This is a genomic window from gamma proteobacterium symbiont of Scutellera amethystina, from assembly GCF_059730845.1.
Window position 1 is genome coordinate 1,161,228 of sequence record NZ_AP035935.1, and the last position, 21,938, is coordinate 1,183,165.

At 60.1% G+C, this 21,938-nt stretch carries 16 protein-coding genes; 13 read left to right on the plus strand and 3 right to left on the minus strand.

The window, feature by feature from the left end:
- Window positions 1–7 precede the first annotated feature (7 nt).
- The 13 genes from AC6I79_RS05265 to AC6I79_RS05325 all read left to right on the plus strand — a co-directional run bounded on the left by AC6I79_RS05265 (window position 8) and on the right by AC6I79_RS05325 (window position 20,138).
- A complete protein-coding gene (locus AC6I79_RS05265; protein WP_498027606.1) occupies window positions 8–4,888 on the plus strand; it encodes an alpha-2-macroglobulin family protein in 4,881 nt (1,626 codons plus the stop codon).
- Window positions 4,889–4,894: 6 nt separating this feature from the next.
- Window positions 4,895–7,213: a peptidoglycan glycosyltransferase PbpC gene (gene pbpC, locus AC6I79_RS05270; protein ID WP_498027607.1), complete on the plus strand. Its 2,319-nt coding sequence runs from the start codon at window positions 4,895–4,897 to the stop codon at window positions 7,211–7,213.
- A 169-nt stretch (window positions 7,214–7,382) separates the two neighbouring features.
- On the plus strand, window positions 7,383–7,814 hold the full coding sequence (gene ndk, locus AC6I79_RS05275; RefSeq protein WP_021506555.1) for a nucleoside-diphosphate kinase: 432 nt from the start codon (window positions 7,383–7,385) through the stop codon (window positions 7,812–7,814).
- Between the two features lie 187 nt (window positions 7,815–8,001).
- The gene (gene rlmN / locus AC6I79_RS05280) at window positions 8,002–9,171 is read left to right on the plus strand and encodes a dual-specificity RNA methyltransferase RlmN (RefSeq protein ID WP_325971206.1); all 1,170 of its coding nucleotides are present in this window, start codon (window positions 8,002–8,004) and stop codon (window positions 9,169–9,171) included.
- Window positions 9,172–9,246: 75 nt separating this feature from the next.
- Complete coding sequence (gene pilW, locus AC6I79_RS05285; RefSeq protein WP_159378620.1) at window positions 9,247–9,981, plus strand: type IV pilus biogenesis/stability protein PilW; 735 nt, start codon at window positions 9,247–9,249, stop codon at window positions 9,979–9,981.
- Complete coding sequence (gene rodZ, locus AC6I79_RS05290; protein ID WP_150058768.1) at window positions 9,971–10,993, plus strand: cytoskeleton protein RodZ; 1,023 nt, start codon at window positions 9,971–9,973, stop codon at window positions 10,991–10,993. The genes pilW and rodZ overlap by 11 nt, the downstream gene beginning before the upstream one ends.
- A 38-nt stretch (window positions 10,994–11,031) precedes the next feature.
- Complete coding sequence (ispG, locus tag AC6I79_RS05295) at window positions 11,032–12,153, plus strand: flavodoxin-dependent (E)-4-hydroxy-3-methylbut-2-enyl-diphosphate synthase (protein WP_021506559.1); 1,122 nt, start codon at window positions 11,032–11,034, stop codon at window positions 12,151–12,153.
- A 105-nt stretch (window positions 12,154–12,258) separates the two neighbouring features.
- Window positions 12,259–13,533, plus strand: a complete 1,275-nt coding sequence (gene hisS, locus AC6I79_RS05300) for a histidine--tRNA ligase (RefSeq protein WP_058770848.1) — start codon at window positions 12,259–12,261, stop codon at window positions 13,531–13,533.
- 39 nt (window positions 13,534–13,572) lie between these two features.
- On the plus strand, window positions 13,573–14,190 hold the full coding sequence (locus tag AC6I79_RS05305) for a YfgM family protein (RefSeq protein ID WP_021506561.1): 618 nt from the start codon (window positions 13,573–13,575) through the stop codon (window positions 14,188–14,190).
- Window positions 14,191–14,209: 19 nt separating this feature from the next.
- The gene (gene bamB, locus AC6I79_RS05310) at window positions 14,210–15,391 is read left to right on the plus strand and encodes an outer membrane protein assembly factor BamB (RefSeq protein ID WP_021506562.1); all 1,182 of its coding nucleotides are present in this window, start codon (window positions 14,210–14,212) and stop codon (window positions 15,389–15,391) included.
- Between the two features lie 176 nt (window positions 15,392–15,567).
- Window positions 15,568–17,058 (plus strand): ribosome biogenesis GTPase Der, encoded by a 1,491-nt coding sequence (gene der / locus AC6I79_RS05315; RefSeq protein WP_498027608.1) that lies wholly within the window; start codon window positions 15,568–15,570, stop codon window positions 17,056–17,058.
- 84 nt (window positions 17,059–17,142) lie between these two features.
- Window positions 17,143–17,370 carry a zinc ribbon domain-containing protein gene (locus AC6I79_RS05320; RefSeq protein WP_132464726.1) on the plus strand — a complete coding sequence of 76 codons (228 nt, stop codon included), beginning with the start codon at window positions 17,143–17,145 and terminating at the stop codon, window positions 17,368–17,370.
- Window positions 17,371–17,699: 329 nt separating this feature from the next.
- Window positions 17,700–20,138 (plus strand): glucose/quinate/shikimate family membrane-bound PQQ-dependent dehydrogenase, encoded by a 2,439-nt coding sequence (locus AC6I79_RS05325; RefSeq protein ID WP_498027609.1) that lies wholly within the window; start codon window positions 17,700–17,702, stop codon window positions 20,136–20,138.
- 86 nt (window positions 20,139–20,224) lie between these two features.
- On the opposite strand, the gene AC6I79_RS05330 is transcribed toward AC6I79_RS05325, so the two are convergent.
- From AC6I79_RS05330 to AC6I79_RS05340, 3 genes are all read right to left on the minus strand, one after another.
- Entirely contained in the window at window positions 20,225–20,407 is a 183-nt protein-coding gene (locus AC6I79_RS05330) for a con-10 family general stress protein (protein WP_071813581.1), read from the minus strand.
- A 102-nt stretch (window positions 20,408–20,509) separates the two neighbouring features.
- Window positions 20,510–20,839 carry a protealysin inhibitor emfourin gene (locus AC6I79_RS05335; protein ID WP_021314501.1) on the minus strand — a complete coding sequence of 110 codons (330 nt, stop codon included), beginning with the start codon at window positions 20,837–20,839 and terminating at the stop codon, window positions 20,510–20,512.
- Window positions 20,836–21,849, minus strand: a complete 1,014-nt coding sequence (locus AC6I79_RS05340) for a M4 family metallopeptidase (protein ID WP_021506566.1) — start codon at window positions 21,847–21,849, stop codon at window positions 20,836–20,838. The genes AC6I79_RS05335 and AC6I79_RS05340 overlap by 4 nt, the downstream gene beginning before the upstream one ends.
- Window positions 21,850–21,938: the final 89 nt, after the last annotated feature.

Here is a 21,938-nt window from a genome sequence, read left to right on the forward strand (position 1 = left end):
AATTACCATGGCAAGATGTGTAAAACGACTGCTGTTCAGCGTGCTGATCGGCGGCGCATTACTGGGCGGCGCGCAGCCGTCGCTGCAGGCGGCTGATACGCCTGCGCCGCAGGCCGCGACACGCGCTCTCGCGGTGATCGACCTTTCCGAGCTGCAGCTGGACGGCGCGGCGGCGCTGGTACTGACCTTCAACCGCGCGCTCGACGGTCAGCAGGATTTCAACCACTGGATCAGCCTCACCGACGACAGCAGCGGTAAGGTCGACGGAGGCTGGGAGCTGGCGCAGAACGGCAAAGTGCTGCGCTTCCGCCATCCGCAGCCAGCGCGCAAGCTCACCGTCACCGTCAATGCCGGCCTGAAGGCCGCGGATGGCAGTGCCTTAGCCAGCCCATTCAGCCAGACACTCACCACGCGCGACATCCAGCCGATGGTCGGTTTCGCCAGTCGTGGCTCGCTGCTGCCGCTGCGCCTGGCGCAGGGACTGCCGGTGCTGGCGCTCAACGTTAACCAGATCGATGTTGATTTCTTCCGGGTGAAAAATGCCACGCTGGCGGATTTTCTCGCCCAGTGGAATTACGGCAATAATTTGTCGTACTGGGAATCGCGCGATCTGCTGAAAAACGCCGATCTGGTTTACAGCGGCCGCTTCGATCTCAACCCGGCACGCAATACGCGGGAAAAAATGCAGCTGCCGCTCGGCGACGTCGCGGCGCTGAAACAGCCGGGTGTCTATCTGGCGGTGATGAAACAGGCCGGCACCTACAACTACACGCAACCGGCGACACTGTTCACCCTGAGCGACATTGGTCTGTCGCTGCACCGTTTTCCCACCCAACTGGAACTGTTTACACAAAGCCTCGCCAGTGGCGATCCGCTGGCGGATGTCAGCGTGCAGCTACTGGATGAGAAAGGCCAACAGCTGGCGACTGGCAGCAGCGACAGCGAGGGTCATCTGCGTTTAGCGGCTAACGCCAAAGGCAAGCTGCTGCTGGCGACCAGTAAAGGCCAGACTTCGCTCATCGACCTTAACCGCCCGGCGCTGGATCTCGCCGAATTCCCGATTGATGGCCCGCAAGGCTACGACAAACAGTTCTTCATTTTTGGCCCGCGCGATCTCTATCGCCCCGGCGAAACGGTCATCGTTAATGCGCTGCTGCGCGATGCCGATGGCAAACCACTGCCGCCGCAGCCGGTGAAAGCTGAAGTGGTGCAGCCGAATGGTGAAGTGGCACAAACCTTCGTCTGGCAGCCAGAGAACGGCGTTTATCAACAACGTTTTGCCTTACCGGCCTCGGCGATGACCGGTAAATGGACGCTGCGTATTAACAGCGGCGACAACCAGCCGCGCACCTGGCCGTTCAATGTAGAAGATTTCCTGCCCGAACGGATGGCGCTGTCGCTTAAAAGCAACACTCAGCCACTGTCGCCAGATGCCGACGTCACCTTTGATATCGAAGGTCGCTATTTGTATGGCGCACCAGCGGCAGGCAATGAATTACAGGGCCAGCTGTTCCTGCGTCCGGCGCGTGAAGCGGTCGCTGCGTTGCCAGGTTATCAGTTTGGCGACATCACTGAGGAACTGAAACGTAGCCTTGATGATGTGGATGAAAAGCTGGACGACAGCGGCAGGCTGCAGCTTAAGGTCGAAAGCAGCTGGGCGGAGAGCCACTCTCCGCTCAACCTGATTTTGCAGGCCAGCCTGCTGGAGACCGGCGGTCGTCCGGTAACGCGGCGCGCCACGCAAGCGATCTGGCCTGCGCCAGCGCTGCCGGGCATACGTCCGTTGTTTAACAGCGAATCAGTGTACGACTATCGCACCGATCGTTATAACGACGAGCCAACCGTGCCGGAAAACAGCCTCGCCGAATTTGACGTGGTGTACGCCAATGCGCAGGGCGAAAAGCTGGCGGCGCAGGACCTTGATGTGCGTTTGATCCACGAACGTCGCGACTACTTCTGGAGCTTCTCTGACAGCGAAGGCTGGCAGTCACGCTTTGACCAGAAAGATCTGCAGGAAGAGCAGCAGCGCATCAGCATTGCGGCGGGCGGCAGCCAGAAAGTCAGTTTCCCGGTAGAGTGGGGCACCTATCGTCTTGAAGTGCATGCCGGTGACAACATCGTCAGCAGCGTGCGTTTCCAGGCAGGTTACTGGTGGCAGGACAACACCAACGGCACCGGCGCGCTGCGTCCGGATCAGGTCAAACTGAAGATCGACAAAGCCGCCTATCAACCCGGCGACACCGCGCGTGTCACGGTGGAATCCCCGGCGGCCGGCAAAGGCTATCTGCTGGTGGAGTCGAGCAGCGGCACCTTGTGGTGGCAACCGCTGGATGTGCCGGCGGGCGGCGCAACCATTGATGTGCCAGTCAGTGCGGAGTGGAAACGCCACGATCTGTATCTCAGCGCGATTGTGGTGCGCGACGGCGACAAAGCGAACGGCACCACGCCAAAACGCGCGGTCGGCTTGTTGCATCTGCCGATGGCAACCGCCGCGCGCCGCCTGACGCTGGCGCTTGAGGCACCGGACAGGATTCGGCCGGAACAAACCGTGCAAGTCAAGGTTAAAGCCCGCCGCGAGGGCGGTGCGCTGCCGCAGCAGGTGCAGGTATTGTTGTCGGCGGTGGACAGCGGCGTGCTGAGCATTACCGACTATGCCACCCCCGATCCGTGGAACGGCTTCTTTGGCCGCAAGCGCTACAACGCCGATCAATATGACGTATTCGGGCAGTTGATTGAGGGCGGCGGCAAACTGGCGGCGCTGCGTTTTGGCGGTGACGGGGATGATGCCGATGCACTGTCGCGCGGCGGCAAAAAGCCGGTCACCGAGGCGCAGATTGTAGCGCAGCAGCTGCAGCCGGTGACGCTGGATGCCAGCGGCGAGGGCACGGTGGAACTGCCGGTACCGGCCTTCAACGGCGAGCTGCGGCTGATGGCGCAGGTGTGGAGCGAAGACAGTTTCGGCGCGGCGGATCGTAAAATGGTGGTCGCCGCACCGCTGGTAAGCGAACTGGCGACGCCGCGCTTTCTTGCCAGCGGCGATCAATCAACACTGGCGCTGGATTTGACCAACCTCACCGATCAACCTCAAACGTTGAACGTCGCGGTTAACGCCAGCGGCTTGATTGCACTCAACGGCCAAATCCCGGCCAGGGTGCAGCTGGCGAAAGGGGCGCGGACCACGCTGGCGATCCCGGTTAAAGCGCAGGACGGTTTTGGTGAGGGCGACGTGCAGGTGACCGTTTCGGGGCTGAGCCTGCCGAACGAGACGCTGGCACCGAGCGTGCGCCGCTGGAAGATTGGCGTGCGTCCGGCTTATCCGGCGCAAACCCTGAGTTTCGATAACGTAATGAACAGCGGGCAGCGCTGGCAGGTGATGGCGAGTGCTTTCAACGGCCTGCAGGCCAGCACGCTGAGTGGCCAGCTGTCGCTGAGTTCTCAGCCGCCGCTGAATATCGCCAGCTACATCAGCCAGCTTTACGCTTATCCCTATGGCTGTCTGGAGCAGACCGCCAGCGGCATCTGGCCTTCACTCTTCACTAATCACGCCCAGCTCAGCGCGATGGGCATCAAAACCAGCAGTGATGAGGCGCGCCGCGCGGCAATTGACACCGGCATTGCGCGCCTGGCCGGCATGCAGCGCGGTAACGGCAGCTTTGGCCTGTGGAGCAAAGAGAGCAGCGAGGAGTTCTGGCTCACCGCTTACGTCACTGACTTCCTGCTGCGCGCCAGCGAAGCGGGTTACAGCGTGCCGGAGGGCGTGATTAATCGCGCCGACCAGCGCCTGCTGCGTTATTTGCAGGATCCGGCGCAAATCGAAACCAGCTGGAGCAGCGATGCCGATGCGCTGCGTTTTAGCGTGCAGGCCTACGCGGGGCTGGTACTGGCGCGTCAGCAGCAGGCGCCGCTCGGCGCGCTGCGGGCGCTGTATGACCAACGCGCCCAGGCGAAGTCCGGACTGGCGCTGGTGCAGCTTGGCGTGGCGCTGCAGCAGATGGGCGATACGCAGCGCGCGCAGCTGGCGCTGATGCAGGGCATCGCGCTGCAACGCCAGCCTGACATGTGGCTGGGCGATTACGGCAGTCCGTTGCGTGACCGCGCGCTAACGCTGGCGCTGCTGACGGAAAATCAGCTGCTGCCGGCGCAGCAGGGGCCATTGCTGATTGAACTGGCGCAAACGCTGCACGGGCAGCGCTGGTTCTCTACCCAGGAGAACAATGCGCTGTTCCTCGCCGCGCGGACGCTGCAGCAGCATCAGGGTGAGACCTGGCAGGCCACGCTGCAGGACCAGCCGCTGCGCAGCGATCGGCCGCTGAGTCTCGGGCTGAGCGCGCAGCAGTTGCAGCAGGGCCTGACGGTGACCAGCGACACACCGTCGCCGCTGTACGGCACGCTCAATGTGGTCGGCTATCCGCGCACTGCGCCGTCACCGGTCAGCAACGTGCTTAGCATCAGTCGCGAATACTTCACGCTGGACGGCAAACCGGCCGATCTCAATAACCTTAAGAGCGGTGAGCTGCTGGTGGTGCGGCTGAAGGTGGGCGCCAGCCAGCGCGTCAGCGATGCGCTGGTGGTGGATCTGCTGCCGGCCGGGCTGGAGCTGGAAAATCAAAACCTGAGCGACAGCAGCGCCAGCCTGGGCGACAGTGCCGATGCGCTGAAAGAGAGCATGATGGACATGCAGCAGGCCAACATTAAACATCTTGAGTTCCGCGACGACCGCTTTGTCGCCGCGCTGGCGCTGGATGGCTACACGCCCGGCACGCTGCTGTATCTGGCGCGCGCGGTGACGCCGGGCAGTTATCGTCTGCCGCCACCGCAGGTGGAGTCGATGTATGTGCCCGCGTGGCGCGCCATCGGCACCACGCCGGAAAAACTTCATGTGCGTTAAGCGCCCGTGACGCAGCGCCACCGACGCCTGTGCGGGCTGGCGCTGCTGTTACTGCTGCTGGTGGGCGCAGTATGGCTGCTGGACCGGTTCGATCCGCTGCCGCTGCGCCAGTTACAGCCGGCGCGGGTGGTGGTAGCGGAAGATGGCACGCCGCTGTGGCGCTTTGCCGATCGACAGGGTGTGTGGCGCTATCCGGTGACGCTGGACGAGGTGTCACCGGCCTATATCGAGGCGCTGCTGACCTACGAAGACCGCTGGTTCTGGCACCATCCCGGCATTAATCCGCTGGCGATAGTGCGCGCCGTCGGGCAAAACCTGCTGCAGCACGGCATTGTCTCCGGCGGTAGCACGCTGACCATGCAGGTGGCGCGGCTGATTGATCCGCAGCCGCGTACCCTGCGTGGCAAAGTGGTGCAGGCGTGGCGCGCGCTGCAGCTGGAGTGGCACCTGTCGAAGCGCGAGATCCTCACGCTGTATCTCAACCGCGCGCCGTTTGGCGGCACGGTTGAGGGCATCGGCGCTGCCAGCTGGATGTGGCTGGGCAAACCGGCCTCGCAGCTTACCCGCGGCGAGGCGGCGCTGCTGGCGGTGCTGCCGCAGGCACCCAGCCGTTTGCGTCCGGACCGCTGGCCGCAGCGCGCTGAAGCTGCCCGCAATAAAGTGCTGGATCGCCTGGCGCAGTATCAGGTGTGGCCAGCGCAGACCGTCGCCGAAATCAAACAGGAGCCGGTATGGCTGCCGCCGCGCCAGCTGCCGCAGCTGGCACCGCTGCTGGCGCGCCGGCTGCTGTCGCTGTCGCCCGACAGCAAAATTACCTCCACGCTGGATGTGTCGCTGCAGCGTGAACTGGAGAACCTCGCTGCGTCGCTGCAAACCCGGCTGCCGCCGCGCACCTCGCTGGCACTGCTGGTTGTCGACCACAGCAGCATGAAGGTGCGCGGCTACGTCGGCTCGGTGTCTTTCAATGACGACAGCCGCTTTGGCCATGTGGATATGATTGCCAGCGTGCGTTCGCCGGGATCGCTGCTCAAGCCGTTTGTCTACGGCATGGCGCTGGATGATGGCCTGATTCATGGCGAATCGCTGCTGCAGGATGTGCCACGCCGCTTTGGCGACTATCGTCCCGGCAATTTCGACAGCGGCTTTCACGGCCCGGTCAGCGCCAGCGAAGCGCTGCAGCGTTCGCTCAATCTGCCGGCGGTGCAGCTGCTGGAGGCGCTTGGTCCGAAAAACGTCGCCGCGCGGCTGCGCAACGTCGGCCTGAATCTGCGCTTTCCGGCGGGCGGTGAACCGAATCTGTCGCTGGTGCTGGGCGGCACCGGCGCGCGGCTGGACGACATTGTCGCCGCCTACAGCGCCTTTGCCCGCCACGGTAATGCTGCACAGCTGCGCTGGCTGCCACAGCAGCCGCTGCTGCAGCGCCCGTTACTGTCGCCCGGCGCGGCGTGGATTGTGCGCCGCATTCTCGCCGGTGAGGCACAGCCTGCCGCCAGCGGGGCGGTCGCCGATATCGTGCCGCTGGCGTGGAAAACCGGCACCAGCTACGGTTATCGCGATGCCTGGAGCGTCGGTATCACGCCGCGCTATCTGATTGGCGTCTGGGTGGGCAGGCCGGATGCCACACCGGTTGCCGGCCAGTTCGGTTACGCGTCGGCGGTGCCGGTGATGCAGCAGGTTAATCACCTGCTGGCGGGACACCTGCCGGCGCGCGGCGTGCGCGGCGATCCGCGCCCGGCGACGGTCAGCGCCGTCAGTATCTGCTGGCCCGGCGGTCAGCCGTTGCCCGCCGGCGACGAGAACTGCCGGCAGCGGCGTTACAGCTGGGTGCTGAATCAGACCGTGCCGCCAACGCTGCTGGCGCCGGGTCAGGAGGGCGTCAATGGCTTACGCCAGCGCTTCTGGCAAAACAGCAAAGGGCTGCGCGTGGCGGCGGATTGTCCGGATGCGCAAAGCCGGGAACGCGTGATGTGGCCGCTGCCGCTCGAGCCATGGCTGCCACCGGGCGAACGGCGGGCGCAGCGCCTGCCGCCAGTGGATGCGACCTGCCCGCCGCTGAATCAGGGGGACAGCGCGCCGCTGCTGGTGACCGGCGTGATCAATGGCCAGCGCGTGCAGCCGCTGCCTGGTAAGGCCGTATTGCTGCTGCCGGTGGCGGTGCAGGGCGGGCAGGGTACGCAGCGCTGGTGGTTTTTAAACGGGCAGCCGGTGGAGCTTGCTGCGGGAAAAAGCAGCGCCTCGCTGGTGCTGCGCGAGCCCGGTCGTTATCAGCTGGTGGTGATGGATGAGGCCGGGCAGCTGGCTTCGGTGTCGTTCACGCGTGGCTAAACGCAGCGCTATGGCATATTTTTTGCGTGTTTGCCCCGACAGAAATCAATTATTTTCAATAATTCCTCTCTTCACTCATAGGCAAGGCGCGCCGATCTCCCTATAATCGGCGCGTTTTCTTACCGGGAGCGGGTTCCCGGTTTCTTCAGGATGCTAATCAGAGGTAATCATGGCAATCGAACGCACTTTCTCCATCATCAAACCAAACGCCGTCGCTAAGAACGTGATTGGTGCTATCTACAACCGTTTCGAAAGCGCTGGCTTCAAAATCGTTGGTGCGAAAATGCTGCACCTGACCAAAGAGCAGGCTGAAGGCTTCTACGCGGAGCACAAAGGCCGTCCATTCTTTGATGGTCTGGTTGAGTTCATGACTTCTGGCCCGGTTGTGGTATCTGTTCTGGAAGGCGAAAACGCTATCCAGCGTCACCGCGATCTGATGGGTGCAACTAACCCTGACAACGCGCTGGCCGGTACGCTGCGTGCTGACTATGCAGACAGCTTCACCGAAAACGCCACCCACGGTTCTGACTCTGCAGAATCTGCGGCACGCGAAATCGCTTACTTCTTCGCAGAAAACGAAGTCTGCCCACGTACCCGCTAAGTGCGCGGTAGCGGATGCGGACAGGCGTCTTTACACCTTGTAACCGGTGGCTGAGACGTTCCCCTGGCATCACGCAGCAGATGTAGTACAATTATGCGCCCTTGTTGAGCCTCGCTCAGCGAGGGCGCTGTTTTTTTCCTATTCTTAACCAGAGCCGTAACGTGTAATAACGAGGCCAGAGAACATTATGTCCGAACAGATTGTGACGCCGTCGTCCGCTTCCCCCGTGGTTGTTTCCCCAAAAAACGAAAAAATTAACCTGCTGGATCTTAACCGTCAGCAGATGCGCGAATTCTTTGTCGACATGGGCGAAAAACCGTTCCGTGCCGATCAGGTCATGAAGTGGATGTACCACTACTGCTGCGATGATTTCGAGCAGATGACTGACATCAACAAAGTGCTGCGCGGCAAGCTGATGCAGCGCGCTGAAATTCGTGCGCCGGAAGTGGCGGAAGAGATGCGCTCCAGCGATGGCACCATTAAGTGGGCGATTCGCGTCGGCGATCAGCTGGTGGAAACCGTGTATATCCCGGAAGCCGACCGCGCCACGCTGTGCGTCTCCTCGCAGGTAGGCTGTGCGCTGGAGTGTAAATTCTGTTCGACCGCGCAGCAGGGCTTTAACCGCAACCTGCGCGTGTCTGAAATCATTGGTCAGGTATGGCGCGCGGCAAAAATTATCGGTGCCGCTAAAGTGACCGGCCAGCGTCCGATCACTAACGTGGTCATGATGGGCATGGGCGAGCCGCTGCTCAACCTCACCAACGTGGTGCCGGCGATGGAGATCATGCTGGATGACTTCGGTTTCGGTCTCTCCAAACGTCGCGTGACGCTGTCGACCTCGGGCGTAGTGCCGGCGCTGGATAAGCTCGGCGATATGATCGACGTGGCACTGGCGATTTCGCTGCACGCTCCGAATGACACCATTCGTGACGACATCGTGCCAATCAACAAAAAGTACAACATCGAGTCCTTCCTGGCGGCGGTGAAGCGCTACATTGGCAAATCCAACGCCAACCAGGGCCGCGTGACGATTGAGTACGTGATGCTGGATCACGTCAACGACAGCACCGAGCATGCGCACGAGCTGGCGGCGCTGCTGAAAGAGACGCCGTGCAAGATCAACCTGATTCCGTGGAACCCCTTCCCGGGCGCGCCGTATGGCCGCAGCTCGAACAGCCGTATCGACCGCTTCTCCAAAGTGCTGATGGAGTACGGTTTCACTACCATCGTGCGTAAAACGCGCGGCGACGACATTGATGCCGCCTGTGGTCAGCTGGCCGGCGATGTTATCGACCGCACCAAGCGTACGCTGCGTAAAAAAATGGCCGGTGAAGCCATCTCTGTGAAGGCGCTCTGAAAGATCGCGCCCGCTGCTACGCATCGGGCATCAGGCGTGGCAGTCTCTGCGCTGAACTGACAGGGAGAGACTGAGATGCGTAAAGGATTACCCGCCGCGCTGCTGGTCGGCTTTGTTGTAACCGGGTGTGTCGAAGCACCGGCGCGGCACGGCGCGGCCGATATCCGGCTGCAGCTGGGATTGCACTATCTGGCGGTGAAGGATTATGCCGCGGCGCAGCGCAATTTGCTGCGCGCGCAGCAGGCCGCGCCGCGCGATTACCGGGTGCCGCTGGCGCTTGCGCGCGTCGCGCAGGCACAGCAGAATAACGCCCGGACGCGCCATTACTACCAGCGCGCGCAGCAGTTAGCGCCGCTGAATGGTTATGTGGCTAACAATTACGGTGCGTTTCTCTGCGGTTTGAGGCAGTATGACGAAGCGCATCAACAGTTTAAGCTGGCAACTGAAGCGCAGCACAGCGATGCCGCTCAGGATGCCCTGCTGTTTTCGGGCTATTGTTACCTGCAGGCGGGAGAGGATCGCGCCGCGCGCCAGCAGTTCGATCTCGCGCTGGATGCCGCACCGGAGCAGGGCAGTATGCTGCTGACGGAAGTGGAACGACGGCTTGAACAGCAGCAGTGGGCTTCAGTGCCGCTGCTTTTAGAAGTTTACCATCAGCATTTGCCGGCAACGGCAGAGAGTCTGGGGTTACAGATACGTTTCGCCGCGCAACAGGGAAACGCTGCTGACGTTACACGTTATGGCGACCGGTTGGCGCGAAGTTTTCCACAATCGATACAGTACCAGCGTTATTTAGCTAATGAATACTGAAGCCACTCAAGAGAATTCTGCAGTACATTCCACAGGTGAACGCCTGCGTCTGGCCCGTGAGCAGATGGGGCTGACCCAGCAAAACGTCGCTGAGCGCCTGTGCCTGAAACTTTCTACCGTGCGTGATATTGAAGAGGATAAATCCCCGGCGGATTTGGCCTCGACCTTCCTGCGCGGCTACATTCGCTCTTATGCGCGTCTGGTGCATGTACCTGAAGATGACCTGCTGCCGATGATGGCGAAGCAGGCTCCGGTGCGTGCGGCGAAAATTGAGCCGATGCAGAGCTTCTCACTGGGTAAGCGTCGTAAAAAGCGTGACGGCTGGTTGATGATCTTCACCTGGCTGGTGATTTTCGTGGTGGTCGGCCTGACCGGCGCCTGGTGGTGGCAGAACCATAAAGCCTCGCAGGCGGATCTGGTGTCGATGGCTGACCAGAACGGCAGCAGCAGCGACAACAGCCAGTCGATTCCGCTGGGTGACAACAGCACGGACAGCACTACCGACAGCGACACTAACGCGGCCGGTACGCCGATTGACACCGGTGCCGGTGCGGTCAGCACGCCAGACAACGCTGGCAGTACCAGCAGTGCGCCAGCAGCGACCAGCAGCAACACGGCAACCAGCAGCGACAACGCGGTGGTGTCGCCGAGCCAGGCGCCGATTGACAACGCACCGCCAGCGGCCACCTCACCGGCGCCGGCCAACAGCGTGCCGGCAGGCTCAATGCCAACCGGTACCGCTGCCGTCAGCCAGCCCGCGGGCGATCCTAACGCCGTGGTGATGAACTTCAAAGCTGACTGCTGGCTGGAAGTCACCGATGCGACCGGTAAGAAGCTGTTCAGCGGATTGCAACGTAGCGGCGGTAAACTCAGCCTGTCCGGCACTGCTCCGTATCGTCTGAAAATTGGCGCTCCGGGTGCGGTTGACGTGCAATATCAGAATCAGCCCGTTGATTTAAGTCGTTTTATCCGTAATAACCAGGTTGCCCGTCTGACGCTGGGTGCGCAATAACGCGCAGCGCGCTTTCCGGGTAATTGTGGAGAGAGAATATGCATAACGAAGCACCCATTATCCGTCGCAAATCTACACGTATTTACGTCGGCAAGGTGCCGGTTGGCGATGGCGCGCCTATCGCCGTTCAGTCAATGACCAACACCCGTACCACGGACGTCGAAGCCACGGTGAATCAGATCCGTCAGCTGGAGCGCGTCGGCGTGGATATCGTGCGTGTGTCCGTGCCCACCATGGATGCGGCGGAAGCCTTCAAACTGATTAAGCAGCAGGTCAACGTGCCGCTGGTAGCGGACATTCACTTTGACTACCGCATCGCTCTGAAAGTGGCCGAGTACGGCGTCGATTGCCTGCGCATTAACCCGGGCAACATCGGTAACAACGAGCGTATTCGCCAGGTAGTGGATTGCGCCCGTGACCACAATATTCCGATCCGTATCGGCGTTAACGCCGGTTCGCTGGAAAAAGATCTGCAGGAAAAATACGGTGAGCCAACGCCGCAGGCGCTGCTCGAATCTGCGATGCGTCATGTTGATCACCTCGATCGCCTCAACTTTGACCAGTTCAAAGTGAGCGTCAAAGCCTCCGATGTGTTCCTGGCGGTGGAATCTTACCGTCTGCTGGCAAAAGCCATCGATCAGCCGTTGCACCTTGGCATCACCGAAGCTGGTGGCGCGCGTGCGGGAGCGGTGAAATCAGCGATCGGCCTTGGTCTGCTGCTGGCGGAAGGGATTGGCGATACGCTGCGTATTTCGCTGGCCGCTGACCCGGTTGAAGAGGTTAAAGTCGGCTACGACATCCTGAAATCACTGCGCATCCGCTCACGCGGCATCAACTTCATCGCCTGCCCGACCTGTTCGCGCCAGGAGTTTGACGTCATTGGCACGGTGAACGCGCTGGAAGAGCGGCTGGAAGACATCATCACGCCGATGGACGTCTCGATCATTGGCTGCGTGGTGAACGGTCCCGGCGAAGCCACGGTCTCGACGCTCGGCGTCACCGGCGGCAACAAGAAAAGCGGTTTCTACGAAGATGGCGTGCGTCAGCGCGATCGCCTCGACAACAATGACATGATTGATCAGCTGGAAGCGCGCATCCGTGCGAAAGCCACCATGCTGGACGAGAGCCGCCGCATCAACGTGCAGCAGCTGGAAAAATAAAGGACGGTGTGCGCCCGGCGCACGCCAGTTGTGATTGAACCTGTGCGGTTTCATCCTCATAAGGTATGATGCCGGACAGGTTTTTTTGTATTAAGAGATTCTAACGTGGCGAAGAATATTCAAGCGATTCGCGGGATGAACGATTACCTGCCGGCAGATACCGCCATCTGGCAGCGTATTGAGGGCACCCTGAAGCAGGTGCTGGCCAGCTACGGCTACAGTGAAATCCGTCTGCCAATCGTCGAGCAAACCCCACTGTTCAGCCGCGCGATCGGTGAAGTCACCGACGTGGTTGAAAAAGAGATGTATACCTTTGAAGACCGCAACGGCGAGAGCCTGACGCTGCGTCCGGAAGGCACCGCAGGCTGCGTGCGCGCCGGTATCGAACATGGTCTGCTGTACAATCAGGAGCAGCGCCTGTGGTACATCGGTCCGATGTTCCGCTACGAGCGTCCGCAGAAGGGGCGCTATCGCCAGTTCCACCAGATGGGTGTGGAAGTGTTTGGCTTGCAGGGGCCGGACGTGGACGCCGAGCTGATCATGCTGACCCATCGCTGGTGGAAAGCGCTGGGTATTGCTGACCACGTTGAGCTGGAACTGAACTCCATCGGTTCACTGGAAGCACGCGCCAACTACCGCAGCGCGCTGGTGGCCTTCCTCGAACAGCATAAAGAGGTGCTGGACGAAGATTGCAAACGCCGCATGTATACCAATCCGCTGCGCGTGCTGGACAGCAAAAATCCGGATATTCAGACGCTGCTGAACGACGCGCCGACGCTGGGTGAATTCCTCGACGAGGAGTCACGTGAACACTTCAGCGGCCTGTGCGCGCTGCTCGACGATGCCGGCATCAAATATCGCATCAATCAGCGCCTGGTGCGCGGCCTCGACTACTACAACCGCACCGTGTTCGAATGGGTGACCAGCAGCCTCGGCTCGCAGGGCACCGTGTGCGGCGGCGGTCGCTATGATGGTCTGGTGGAGCAACTGGGCGGCCGCGCGACACCGGCGGTCGGTTTTGCCATGGGGCTCGAGCGTCTGGTGCTGCTGGTGCAGGCGGTGAATCCGGAATTTGAACCGACGCGCATTGTTGATGTCTATGTTATCGCTTCGGGGCAGGGCGTGCAGTCCGCCGCGATGCAACTGGCGGAAAAACTGCGTGATGCCGACCCGGCGCTGAAGCTGATGACCAACTTCGGCGGCGGTAACTTCAAGAAGCAGTTTGCCCGTGCAGACAAGTGGGGCGCACGCATTGCGCTGGTGCTGGGCGAAGACGAAGTGAAAGCGGGCCAGGTGGTGATTAAAGACCTGCGCACCGGCGATCAGCAGACGCTGGCGCAGAGCGACGCCGCCGCGACGCTGCACACGCTGCTGCAGTAAGCGCAGCACTGCAACAGGCATTTTAAGGAGAGGGATTGCGTGGAAGTTTACAGCAACGAAAACGAACAGGTTGATGCGCTGCGTCGCTTCTTTGCCAATAATGGCAAAGCGCTGGCGGTCGGGGTTATCGTCGGTATCGCTGCACTGGGTGGCTGGCGTTTCTGGAGCAGCCATCAGGAAGGAGCGGACAAAGCCGCGTCGGCGCAGTATCAGCAACTGACCAGTGCCATGCAGGCAGACAAGCCGCAGACGCTGGAAGCGGTCGCCAGCTTCGCCAGCGAGAACAACAACACCTACGGTGCGCTGGCCGCGCTGGATCTGGCTAAACAGTACGTTGCCGCCAATCAGTTAGACAAAGCCATCACGCTGTTACAGAGCGGGCTGAAAGACACCAAAGATGCCAATCTGCAGGCGGTGATCAACCTGCGTCTGGCACGCATTCAACTGCAGCAAAATCAGGCCGATGCCGCCCTTACTACCCTGAACAATGTAAAGGGTGATGGCTGGACAGCCATTGTGGCGGACATTCGTGGCGAAGCACTGCTGAGCAAAGGCGATAAGCAGGGCGCCCGCGATGCCTGGAGCAAAGGTGCGGAATCGCAGGCTTCTCCTGCGCTGAAGCAGATGCTGCAGATGAAGATGAATAACTTAAGTTAAGCCAGTCAAGAGAGCGCACATGGAATTACGTAAATACCTGCTGCCAGGGCTGATGTCAGTCACTCTGCTCAGCGGTTGCTCGCTGTTCAGCGGCGAAGAAGATGTAGTGAAAATGGCCCCGCTGCCGAAGGTTGAAAACCAGTTCACGCCGGAAACCGCGTGGAGCACCTCGGTCGGTGACGGCGTGGGTGATTTCTACTCCAATCTGCATCCCGCCTGGCAGGACGGCACCGTGTATGCCGCCGACCGCTTCGGTATCGTGAAAGCGCTCGACGCCAGCAACGGCAAAGAGAAGTGGAAAGTGAACCTCTCTGAGAAGACCGGCTTCTTCTCGAAAAACATTTCGGCACTGCTGTCTGGCGGTATCACGGCCAATGGCGATCGCCTCTACATCGGTAGCGAGCGGGGACAGGTATTTGCCCTGAACAGCAGCGACGGCAACATTGCCTGGCAGACCAAAGTGGCTGGCGAAGCGCTGTCGCGTCCGGTGGTCAGCGATGGTCTGGTACTGATTCACACCAGCAACGGTATGCTGCAGGGGCTCGATCAGAGCAGCGGCGCGGTGAAATGGAGCGTGAATCTGGATATGCCAGCGCTGTCGCTGCGCGGTGAATCGGCGCCGGCAGTAGCGTTCGGCGGCGCGATTGTTGGCGGCGATAATGGTCGCGTCAGCGCGGTGATCATGAACCAGGGTCAGCTGATCTGGCAGCAGCGTATCTCCCAGCCAAGCGGCGCGACCGAGATCGATCGTCTTAACGATGTCGACACCACGCCGGTGATCGTCAATGGCGTGGTTTATGCGCTGGCCTACAACGGTAACCTGACGGCGCTGGATCTGCGTTCCGGTCAGATTCTGTGGAAGCGTGAAATCGGCGGCGTCAAAGATCTGATCGTCGATGCCGGTCGCATCTATCTGGTGGATCAGGATGACCGCGTGATTGCGCTCAACGCCGATGGCGGCGTGGCGATCTGGCGTCAGAGCGATCTGCTGCACCGTAACCTGACGTCGCCGGTGCTGTTCAACGGTTACCTGGTGGTCGCCGATAGCGAAGGCTATGTGCACTGGATCAACACCCTGGACGGCCGCTTCGTGGCGCAGCAGAAACTGGACAGCGATGGCTTCCAGACCGAGCCGGTCGTGGCTGGTGACAAGCTGCTGATCCAGGCGAAAGGCGGTGAGGTCTACGCCATCACCCGTTAAGGCGATGGCCCGACGGGCAGCGTTTCGCACGCATTGATACGGCTCCTGATTCGTCAGGGGCCGTTCTGTTTTTAGTCAGGCATGATATTCTTGGCGCCTGCGGCCTGAACCTGACGGCAAATGCCGTTATAATCACGCCATTCGGGCGATTTATTTTTAAAACTGAGGCAAGTGTTATGGTACCTGTGGTCGCGCTGGTTGGGCGTCCCAATGTGGGGAAATCCACGCTGTTTAACCGCTTAACGCGCACACGTGATGCGTTAGTGGCCGATTTCCCTGGACTGACTCGCGATCGCAAATATGGTCGCGCCGAAGTGGAAGGGCGCGAATTTATTGTTATCGATACCGGCGGTATTGATGGCACCGAGGAAGGCGTGGAAAACCGCATGGCGGAGCAGTCGCTGCTGGCGATTGAAGAGGCCGATGTGGTGCTGTTTTTAGTTGATGCGCGTGCTGGCGTCATGCCGGCGGATCAGCAGATCGCCAATCATCTGCGTTCGCGCGATAAAGCGACGTTCCTCGTTGCCAACAAAACTGACGGTCTCGATCCGGATGCTGCGGTGCTGGATTTTTACGCGCTCGGCCTGGGTGAGATTCACCCGATTGCCGCGTCGCACGGTCGTGGCGTCACCAGCCTGCTGGAAACCGCGTTGCTGCCGTGGATGGATGACATCGCGCCGCGGGAAGTCAGCGAAGAGGACGAAAACGAAGCTTACTGGGCCGCGTTAGCCGCCGAAGAGAACGGTGAAGCGCTGGAGGAAGAAGAGGAAGAAGCCTTCGATCCGATCGGTCTGCCGATCAAACTGGCGATTGTCGGGCGTCCGAACGTAGGTAAGTCAACGCTCACCAACCGTATCCTCGGTGAAGACCGTGTGGTGGTGTACGACATGCCGGGCACCACGCGCGACAGCATCTACATTCCGATGGAGCGTGATGACCGCGAGTACATCCTGATTGATACCGCGGGCGTGCGTAAGCGCGGCAAAATCACTGATACGGTGGAAAAATTCTCCGTCATCAAAACGCTGCAGGCGATTGAAGATGCCAACGTGGTGATGCTGGTGATTGACGCGCGCGCGGGCATTTCCGATCAGGACCTGTCGCTGCTCGGCTTTATCCTGAATAGTGGGCGCTCACTGGTGATTGTGGTCAACAAGTGGGATGGCCTGTCGCAGGAGATTAAAGATGAAGTGAAAGAGACGCTGGACTTCCGTCTCGGCTTTATCGACTTCGCGCGCGTGCACTTTATCTCGGCACTGCACGGCAGCGGCGTGGGCAACCTGTTTGAATCCGTGACCGAAGCGTATGACTGCTCGACCAAACGCGTAAATACCTCCATGCTGACGCGTATCATGAACATGGCTGCTGACGACCATCAGCCGCCGCTGGTGCGTGGTCGCCGCGTGAAACTCAAATACGCGCATGCCGGTGGTTATAACCCGCCGATTGTGGTGATTCACGGTAATCAGGTGAAGGATCTGCCGGATTCCTACAAGCGTTACCTGATGAACTACTTCCGCCGCTCGCTGAACGTGATGGGAACGCCGATTCGCATCCAGTTTAAAGAGGGCGATAACCCGTATGCGGGCAAACGTAACCTGCTGACGCCAACCCAGCAGCGTAAGCGTAAGCGTCTGATATCGCATCTGAAGAAAAACAAACGCTAAACATGATGAGGGCCCGGATGGGCCCTCTTTTTTTGGCGTAACATCCGGTTTATCACGATCCTCAGCCACGATTCCGGAGTCATCATGCTCACCCCATGCCCTCACTGTCAGCAACCGCTCACTTACAGCGAACAGCGCTTCGATTGCCCGCACTGCCAGCGTCATTTCACCGCGCTGGCCTGCTGTCCCGACTGCCAGCAGCCGCTGCAGGTGCTGAAGGCGTGCGGTGCCATAGATTATTTCTGTACCCACGGTCACGGCCTGATCTCCAGCAGACGCGTGCATTATCGCCCGGAAGACGTCAGGGAATGAGGGTTTGCGATAGCGCGAAGTGGCACTGGCTGCTCGCTTCGCGCTGCGTTTGTAGCAAAAATGCTATTGCCCAGTAACTACCGCGTTATGGATGTTCACTTTTAATTGTACCGGATGGTACAATCCTGCCCGCCTTGTCGCGAATGCCAGCGGATGTTGATCCTGCGGCCTCGCTCACAAGCGCTGCATAACGGGCGTAGCTCCCGTACCAACAGATATAAAATAAAGCGTAACGGATAACTTCCTGTCCCTGCTCAGCCAGGAGGACATTGACCGGCTGCTCCCGCATTCCGGCCGCCACGCGTTATTTTTTCAGGAGAGTTTGTGTTATGGCAGAAAATTCCGCTCGTCCCGGTAAAGGGTTGAGTCTCTGGTCCGTGTTATTCGGGCTGGTCCTGCTGGCGATCGGCCTGTTCTTCGCGATCGGCGGCGGTAAACTGGTGGCCCTGGGCGGCAGCTGGTACTTCCTCATTGCCGGTATCGTCATGTTACTGTCGGCGATTCAGTTCTTTCGCCGTAAATCCTCGGCGGTTACGCTGTTTATTCTGGTCTTCGCCGGCACGCTGATCTGGGCGCTGTACGATGCTGGCTGGCAGTTCTGGCCGCTGGTGTCGCGCCTGATGGTGCCGGCCGGCCTGATGGTGCTGGCGTTTATTACCTGGCCGGCGCTGCGTAAGCGTGAAGGCAAGGCCTCGCTGGCGAAGCTTTCGTATGCGCTGTCAGCAGTGATTGCCGTTGGTATGATGGTCACCTTTGTCCAGATGTTCCAGCCGCATCCGACTGTGGCTTTCACCGGCAAGCAGCTGCCGTTGATCCCGGTAGATAAAAGCAAACCGCAGCAGGACTGGAGCAGCTACGGCCGTACGCCGCAGGGTGACCGTTTTGCCGCTATCGACCAGATTACCCGCGACAACGTGAAAGACTTGCAGGTTGCCTGGACGTTCCATACCGGCGACACGCCGATCAGCCCGACCGGTAACGGTGCAGAAGATCAGGAAACGCCACTGCAGGTGGGTAACACCCTGTATCTGTGTACGCCGCACAACAACGTGATTGCGGTGGAAGCTGACAGCGGTAAGCAGATCTGGAAGCGCGAAATCAATGCGCAGGCGCAGGTGTGGAACCGCTGCCGTGGTCTGGCGTACTTTGATGCCACCAAACCGGTACAGCAGCCAACGCAGCCGGGCTCCACGCCGGTGCCAGCGGTAACGCTGGCGGCGGGCGATAGCTGCCAGCGTCGCATCCTGATGAACACCATCGATGCACGTCTGATTGCCATCAATGCCGATAACGGCGAGCTGTGTGAAAACTTCGGCAACCACGGTGTGGTCGATCTGAAGCAAGGTCTTGGCAGCGCGCCGGACCCGCAATATCAGCTGACCTCGCCGCCGCAGGTGGCGGGCACCACGGTCGTGGTAGGCGGTCGCGTTGCGGATAACGTCCAGACAGACATGCCTGGCGGCGTTCTGCGTGGCTTCGACGTCATCACCGGCCAGATGCGCTGGGCGTTTGACCCGGGCAATGAAGATCCGAATGCTGTGCTGATGCCGGGTCAGGATTACACCCGCAGCACGCCAAACTCATGGGCGCCAATCTCTTACGATCCGGCGATGAACACCGTGTTCCTGCCGATGGGCAGCTCGTCGGTGGACCTGTGGGGTGCCAACCGTACCGCGCTGGACCACAAATATGGTGCGTCGGTGCTGGCGCTGGATGCCACCACCGGTAAAGAGAAGTGGGTGTATCAGACGGTCCACAATGACCTGTGGGACTTCGACCTGCCAATGCAGCCGAGCCTGGTGGACTTCCCGATGAAGGACGGCACCACCAAACCTGCGGTGGTGATCGGCGGGAAAACCGGCATGATCTGGGTGCTGGATCGCCTGACCGGCAAGCCTTTGACCAAAGTTGAAGAGCTGCCGATGCCGCAGGGCCATATCCCGAACGAGCAGTACACCAAAACTCAGCCGCACTCGGTAGAAATGCCAAATATTGGCAATCAGAAACTGACCGAATCAGACATGTGGGGCGCCACGCCGTTTGACCAGCTGGCTTGCCGTATTGCCTTTAAAGGCATGCGTTATGACGGCCTGTTCACCGTGCCGGACACCGATGTTTCGCTCAGCTTCCCGGGCTCGCTCGGTGGCATGAACTGGGGCAGCATCTCGTTCGATCCGAACAACCAGTACATGTTCGTCAACGATATGCGCCTTGGCCTGTGGGTGCAGATGATTCCGCAGGACACCACCAAATCGGCTGCCAGCAACGGCGGTGAAGCCATCAACACCGGCATGGGTGCGGTACCGCTGAAAGGCACGCCGTACGCAGTTAACAAAAACCGCTTCATGTCGCCGCTGGGCATTCCATGCCAGGCACCGCCGTTCGGTACGCTGTCGGCCATCGACATGAAGACCCGTCAGATTGTGTGGCAGGTGCCGGTGGGTACGGTGCAGGATACCGGTCCGTTTGGTATCAAAATGCATGCGCAGATGCCGGTCGGTATGCCGACGCTGGGCGGTACGCTGGCAACCCAGGGCGGTCTGGTATTTATTGCCGGCACCCAGGATTACTACCTGCGCGCCTTCGACAGCTCAACCGGTAAAGAAGTGTGGAAAGCACGTCTGCCGGTGGGCAGCCAGGGCGGACCAATCAGCTATGTTTCGCCGAAAACCGGCAAACAGTACATCCTGATCTCCGCAGGCGGTGCGCGTCAGTCACCGGATCGCGGTGATTACGTGATTGCTTACGCGCTGCCCGACAGCAAGTAAGCCGCAGTAAAAGAAAGGCCGACATCATGATGTCGGCCTTTTTTATTAACCTTCCGTGGCGTACTCCTTCCTGTAAGGATCCTTACTTACTTCTGCTTAGAGGGGCGACGGCTTTTTTGACCTCCTTTTCTTCCAGCTTCCCTGGCTCTCTCAGGATCGTTCCTGAAATTGCCCCCACTGACTTTGCCGCCCGCGCTACCGGCTTCCCTGGCGCGCTCCGGGTCCTCTGCAAAGTTCCCGGCACCGCCTCGTTGCTTGGTTTGTGTCATAGCAGAGACCTCATCTAAGGGTGTTTTCTTTGATGTGGACTAGCTAGCCACGTTATCCAGTATAGTCAGTCAGTTACGGCGATGCTGTGGGAACTGTCTAAGTTATTCTTCGCCATCGCGCCACAGCGCCTGCAATTCAGGAGGCGCAACGTTTTCCGGAATCAGGATCACAATCGTTCCGGCTTCGCGGTGGGTCGCGTAACTAATCTGGATGCGGAAATAGCGCTGGTCGCCGCGCCCGATGCTGGCGGCCTGTTCCTCCGGCTCACCGAGCGGCAGCGCCTGCTCCAGCACGTTGCACACGCGCTGCTTCTGCGGTTCCGGCAGCTGCGCCAGCGCAAATCGCCGCTCGCTGCGCAGGCCGGGGATAAATGCAATGCCGCCTTCACGCGCCAGCTCAATGATGGCGTCATCGGTCAGCTGAATATTCACCTTACACCTACCTCGTGCCACGCGGATTGGATCGCCTGTGCCACCGTATTATCAAAACGTTTTGCGGCATGCTGTACGGTAAAGCGCGCAAAGGTGCTGAAATCGGCATCCTGCGGCAATTCCTTATCGCACAGCGTGTCGTACCATGCCTGACCGGCCCGTTCCCAGGCAAAGCCGCCTAGCGCGGTCGCTGCCAGATAGAAGGCGCGATTGGGTATGCCGGAGTTAAGATGCACGCCGCCGTTGTCTTCGCGCGTGTCGATATAGTGATCCATATCGGCAGGCTGCGGATCTTTGCCGAGCAGCGGATCATCATAGGCGGTACCGGGCGCGGACATCGAGCGCAGGCCGCTGCCCTTAATACCCGCCGCCAGCAGCCCTTCGCCGATGATCCAGTCGGCCTGATCGGCGCTTTGCTTAAGGTGATACTGCTTCACCAGCGAGCCGAACACATCGGACATCGATTCGTTGAGCGCACCCGCCTGCTGGAAGTAAATCAGCCCGGCTTCGGTTTCGGTCACGCCGTGCGTCAGCTCGTGCGCGACCACATCAATGGCAATGGTAAAGCGATTGAAGATCTCACCGTCGCCGTCGCCAAATACCATCTGCTGGCCATTCCAGAAGGCGTTCTGGTACTCCTTGCCGTAATGCACGGTGCCATCCAGTTTCAGGCCTTTATTGTCCAGCGAGTTGCGCTGGTAGATCTGCCAGTAGAAATCATAGGTGATGCCGAGATAGTTCCACGCTTCGTCGGCGGCAACGTCACCGTTACCGGGCTGGCCTTCCTCACGGATCAGGGTGCCGGGCAGATTTTGCGTATTACCCGCGTCGTAGATAGCACGCAAAACACTGCCGGGCTGCGCGGTGCTGGCTGCGCTGGCGGTGTGAGGATGTTCCGCCATCAGCTGTTGCACGTGGGTGAGAGTGCGCCGCGCGTAATCCTGCTGTGCGCCGGAACAGTTATCGATGATGTTTCGCAGAATATACGGAGGAATAACGCTGTAAGGCATGTCGGACTCCCTGACGGATGGGTATGTCAGAAAGTATAGACCCGCTTATCAATCGCGCGCCGCTGCGTCTGCAGCCCGCGCGATTTACG

Coding starts and splice junctions, on each gene's coding strand:
- AC6I79_RS05330 (WP_071813581.1), bottom strand. CDS start 20,407: ATGACACAAACCAAGCAACGAGGCGGTGCCGGGAACTTTGCAGAGGAC.
- AC6I79_RS05265 (WP_498027606.1), top strand. CDS start 8: ATGGCAAGATGTGTAAAACGACTGCTGTTCAGCGTGCTGATCGGCGGC.
- pilW (WP_159378620.1), top strand. CDS start 9,247: ATGCGTAAAGGATTACCCGCCGCGCTGCTGGTCGGCTTTGTTGTAACC.
- ispG (WP_021506559.1), top strand. CDS start 11,032: ATGCATAACGAAGCACCCATTATCCGTCGCAAATCTACACGTATTTAC.
- AC6I79_RS05340 (WP_021506566.1), bottom strand. CDS start 21,849: ATGCCTTACAGCGTTATTCCTCCGTATATTCTGCGAAACATCATCGAT.
- rlmN (WP_325971206.1), top strand. CDS start 8,002: ATGTCCGAACAGATTGTGACGCCGTCGTCCGCTTCCCCCGTGGTTGTT.
- der (WP_498027608.1), top strand. CDS start 15,568: ATGGTACCTGTGGTCGCGCTGGTTGGGCGTCCCAATGTGGGGAAATCC.
- rodZ (WP_150058768.1), top strand. CDS start 9,971: ATGAATACTGAAGCCACTCAAGAGAATTCTGCAGTACATTCCACAGGT.
- AC6I79_RS05325 (WP_498027609.1), top strand. CDS start 17,700: ATGGCAGAAAATTCCGCTCGTCCCGGTAAAGGGTTGAGTCTCTGGTCC.
- bamB (WP_021506562.1), top strand. CDS start 14,210: ATGGAATTACGTAAATACCTGCTGCCAGGGCTGATGTCAGTCACTCTG.
- ndk (WP_021506555.1), top strand. CDS start 7,383: ATGGCAATCGAACGCACTTTCTCCATCATCAAACCAAACGCCGTCGCT.
- AC6I79_RS05320 (WP_132464726.1), top strand. CDS start 17,143: ATGCTCACCCCATGCCCTCACTGTCAGCAACCGCTCACTTACAGCGAA.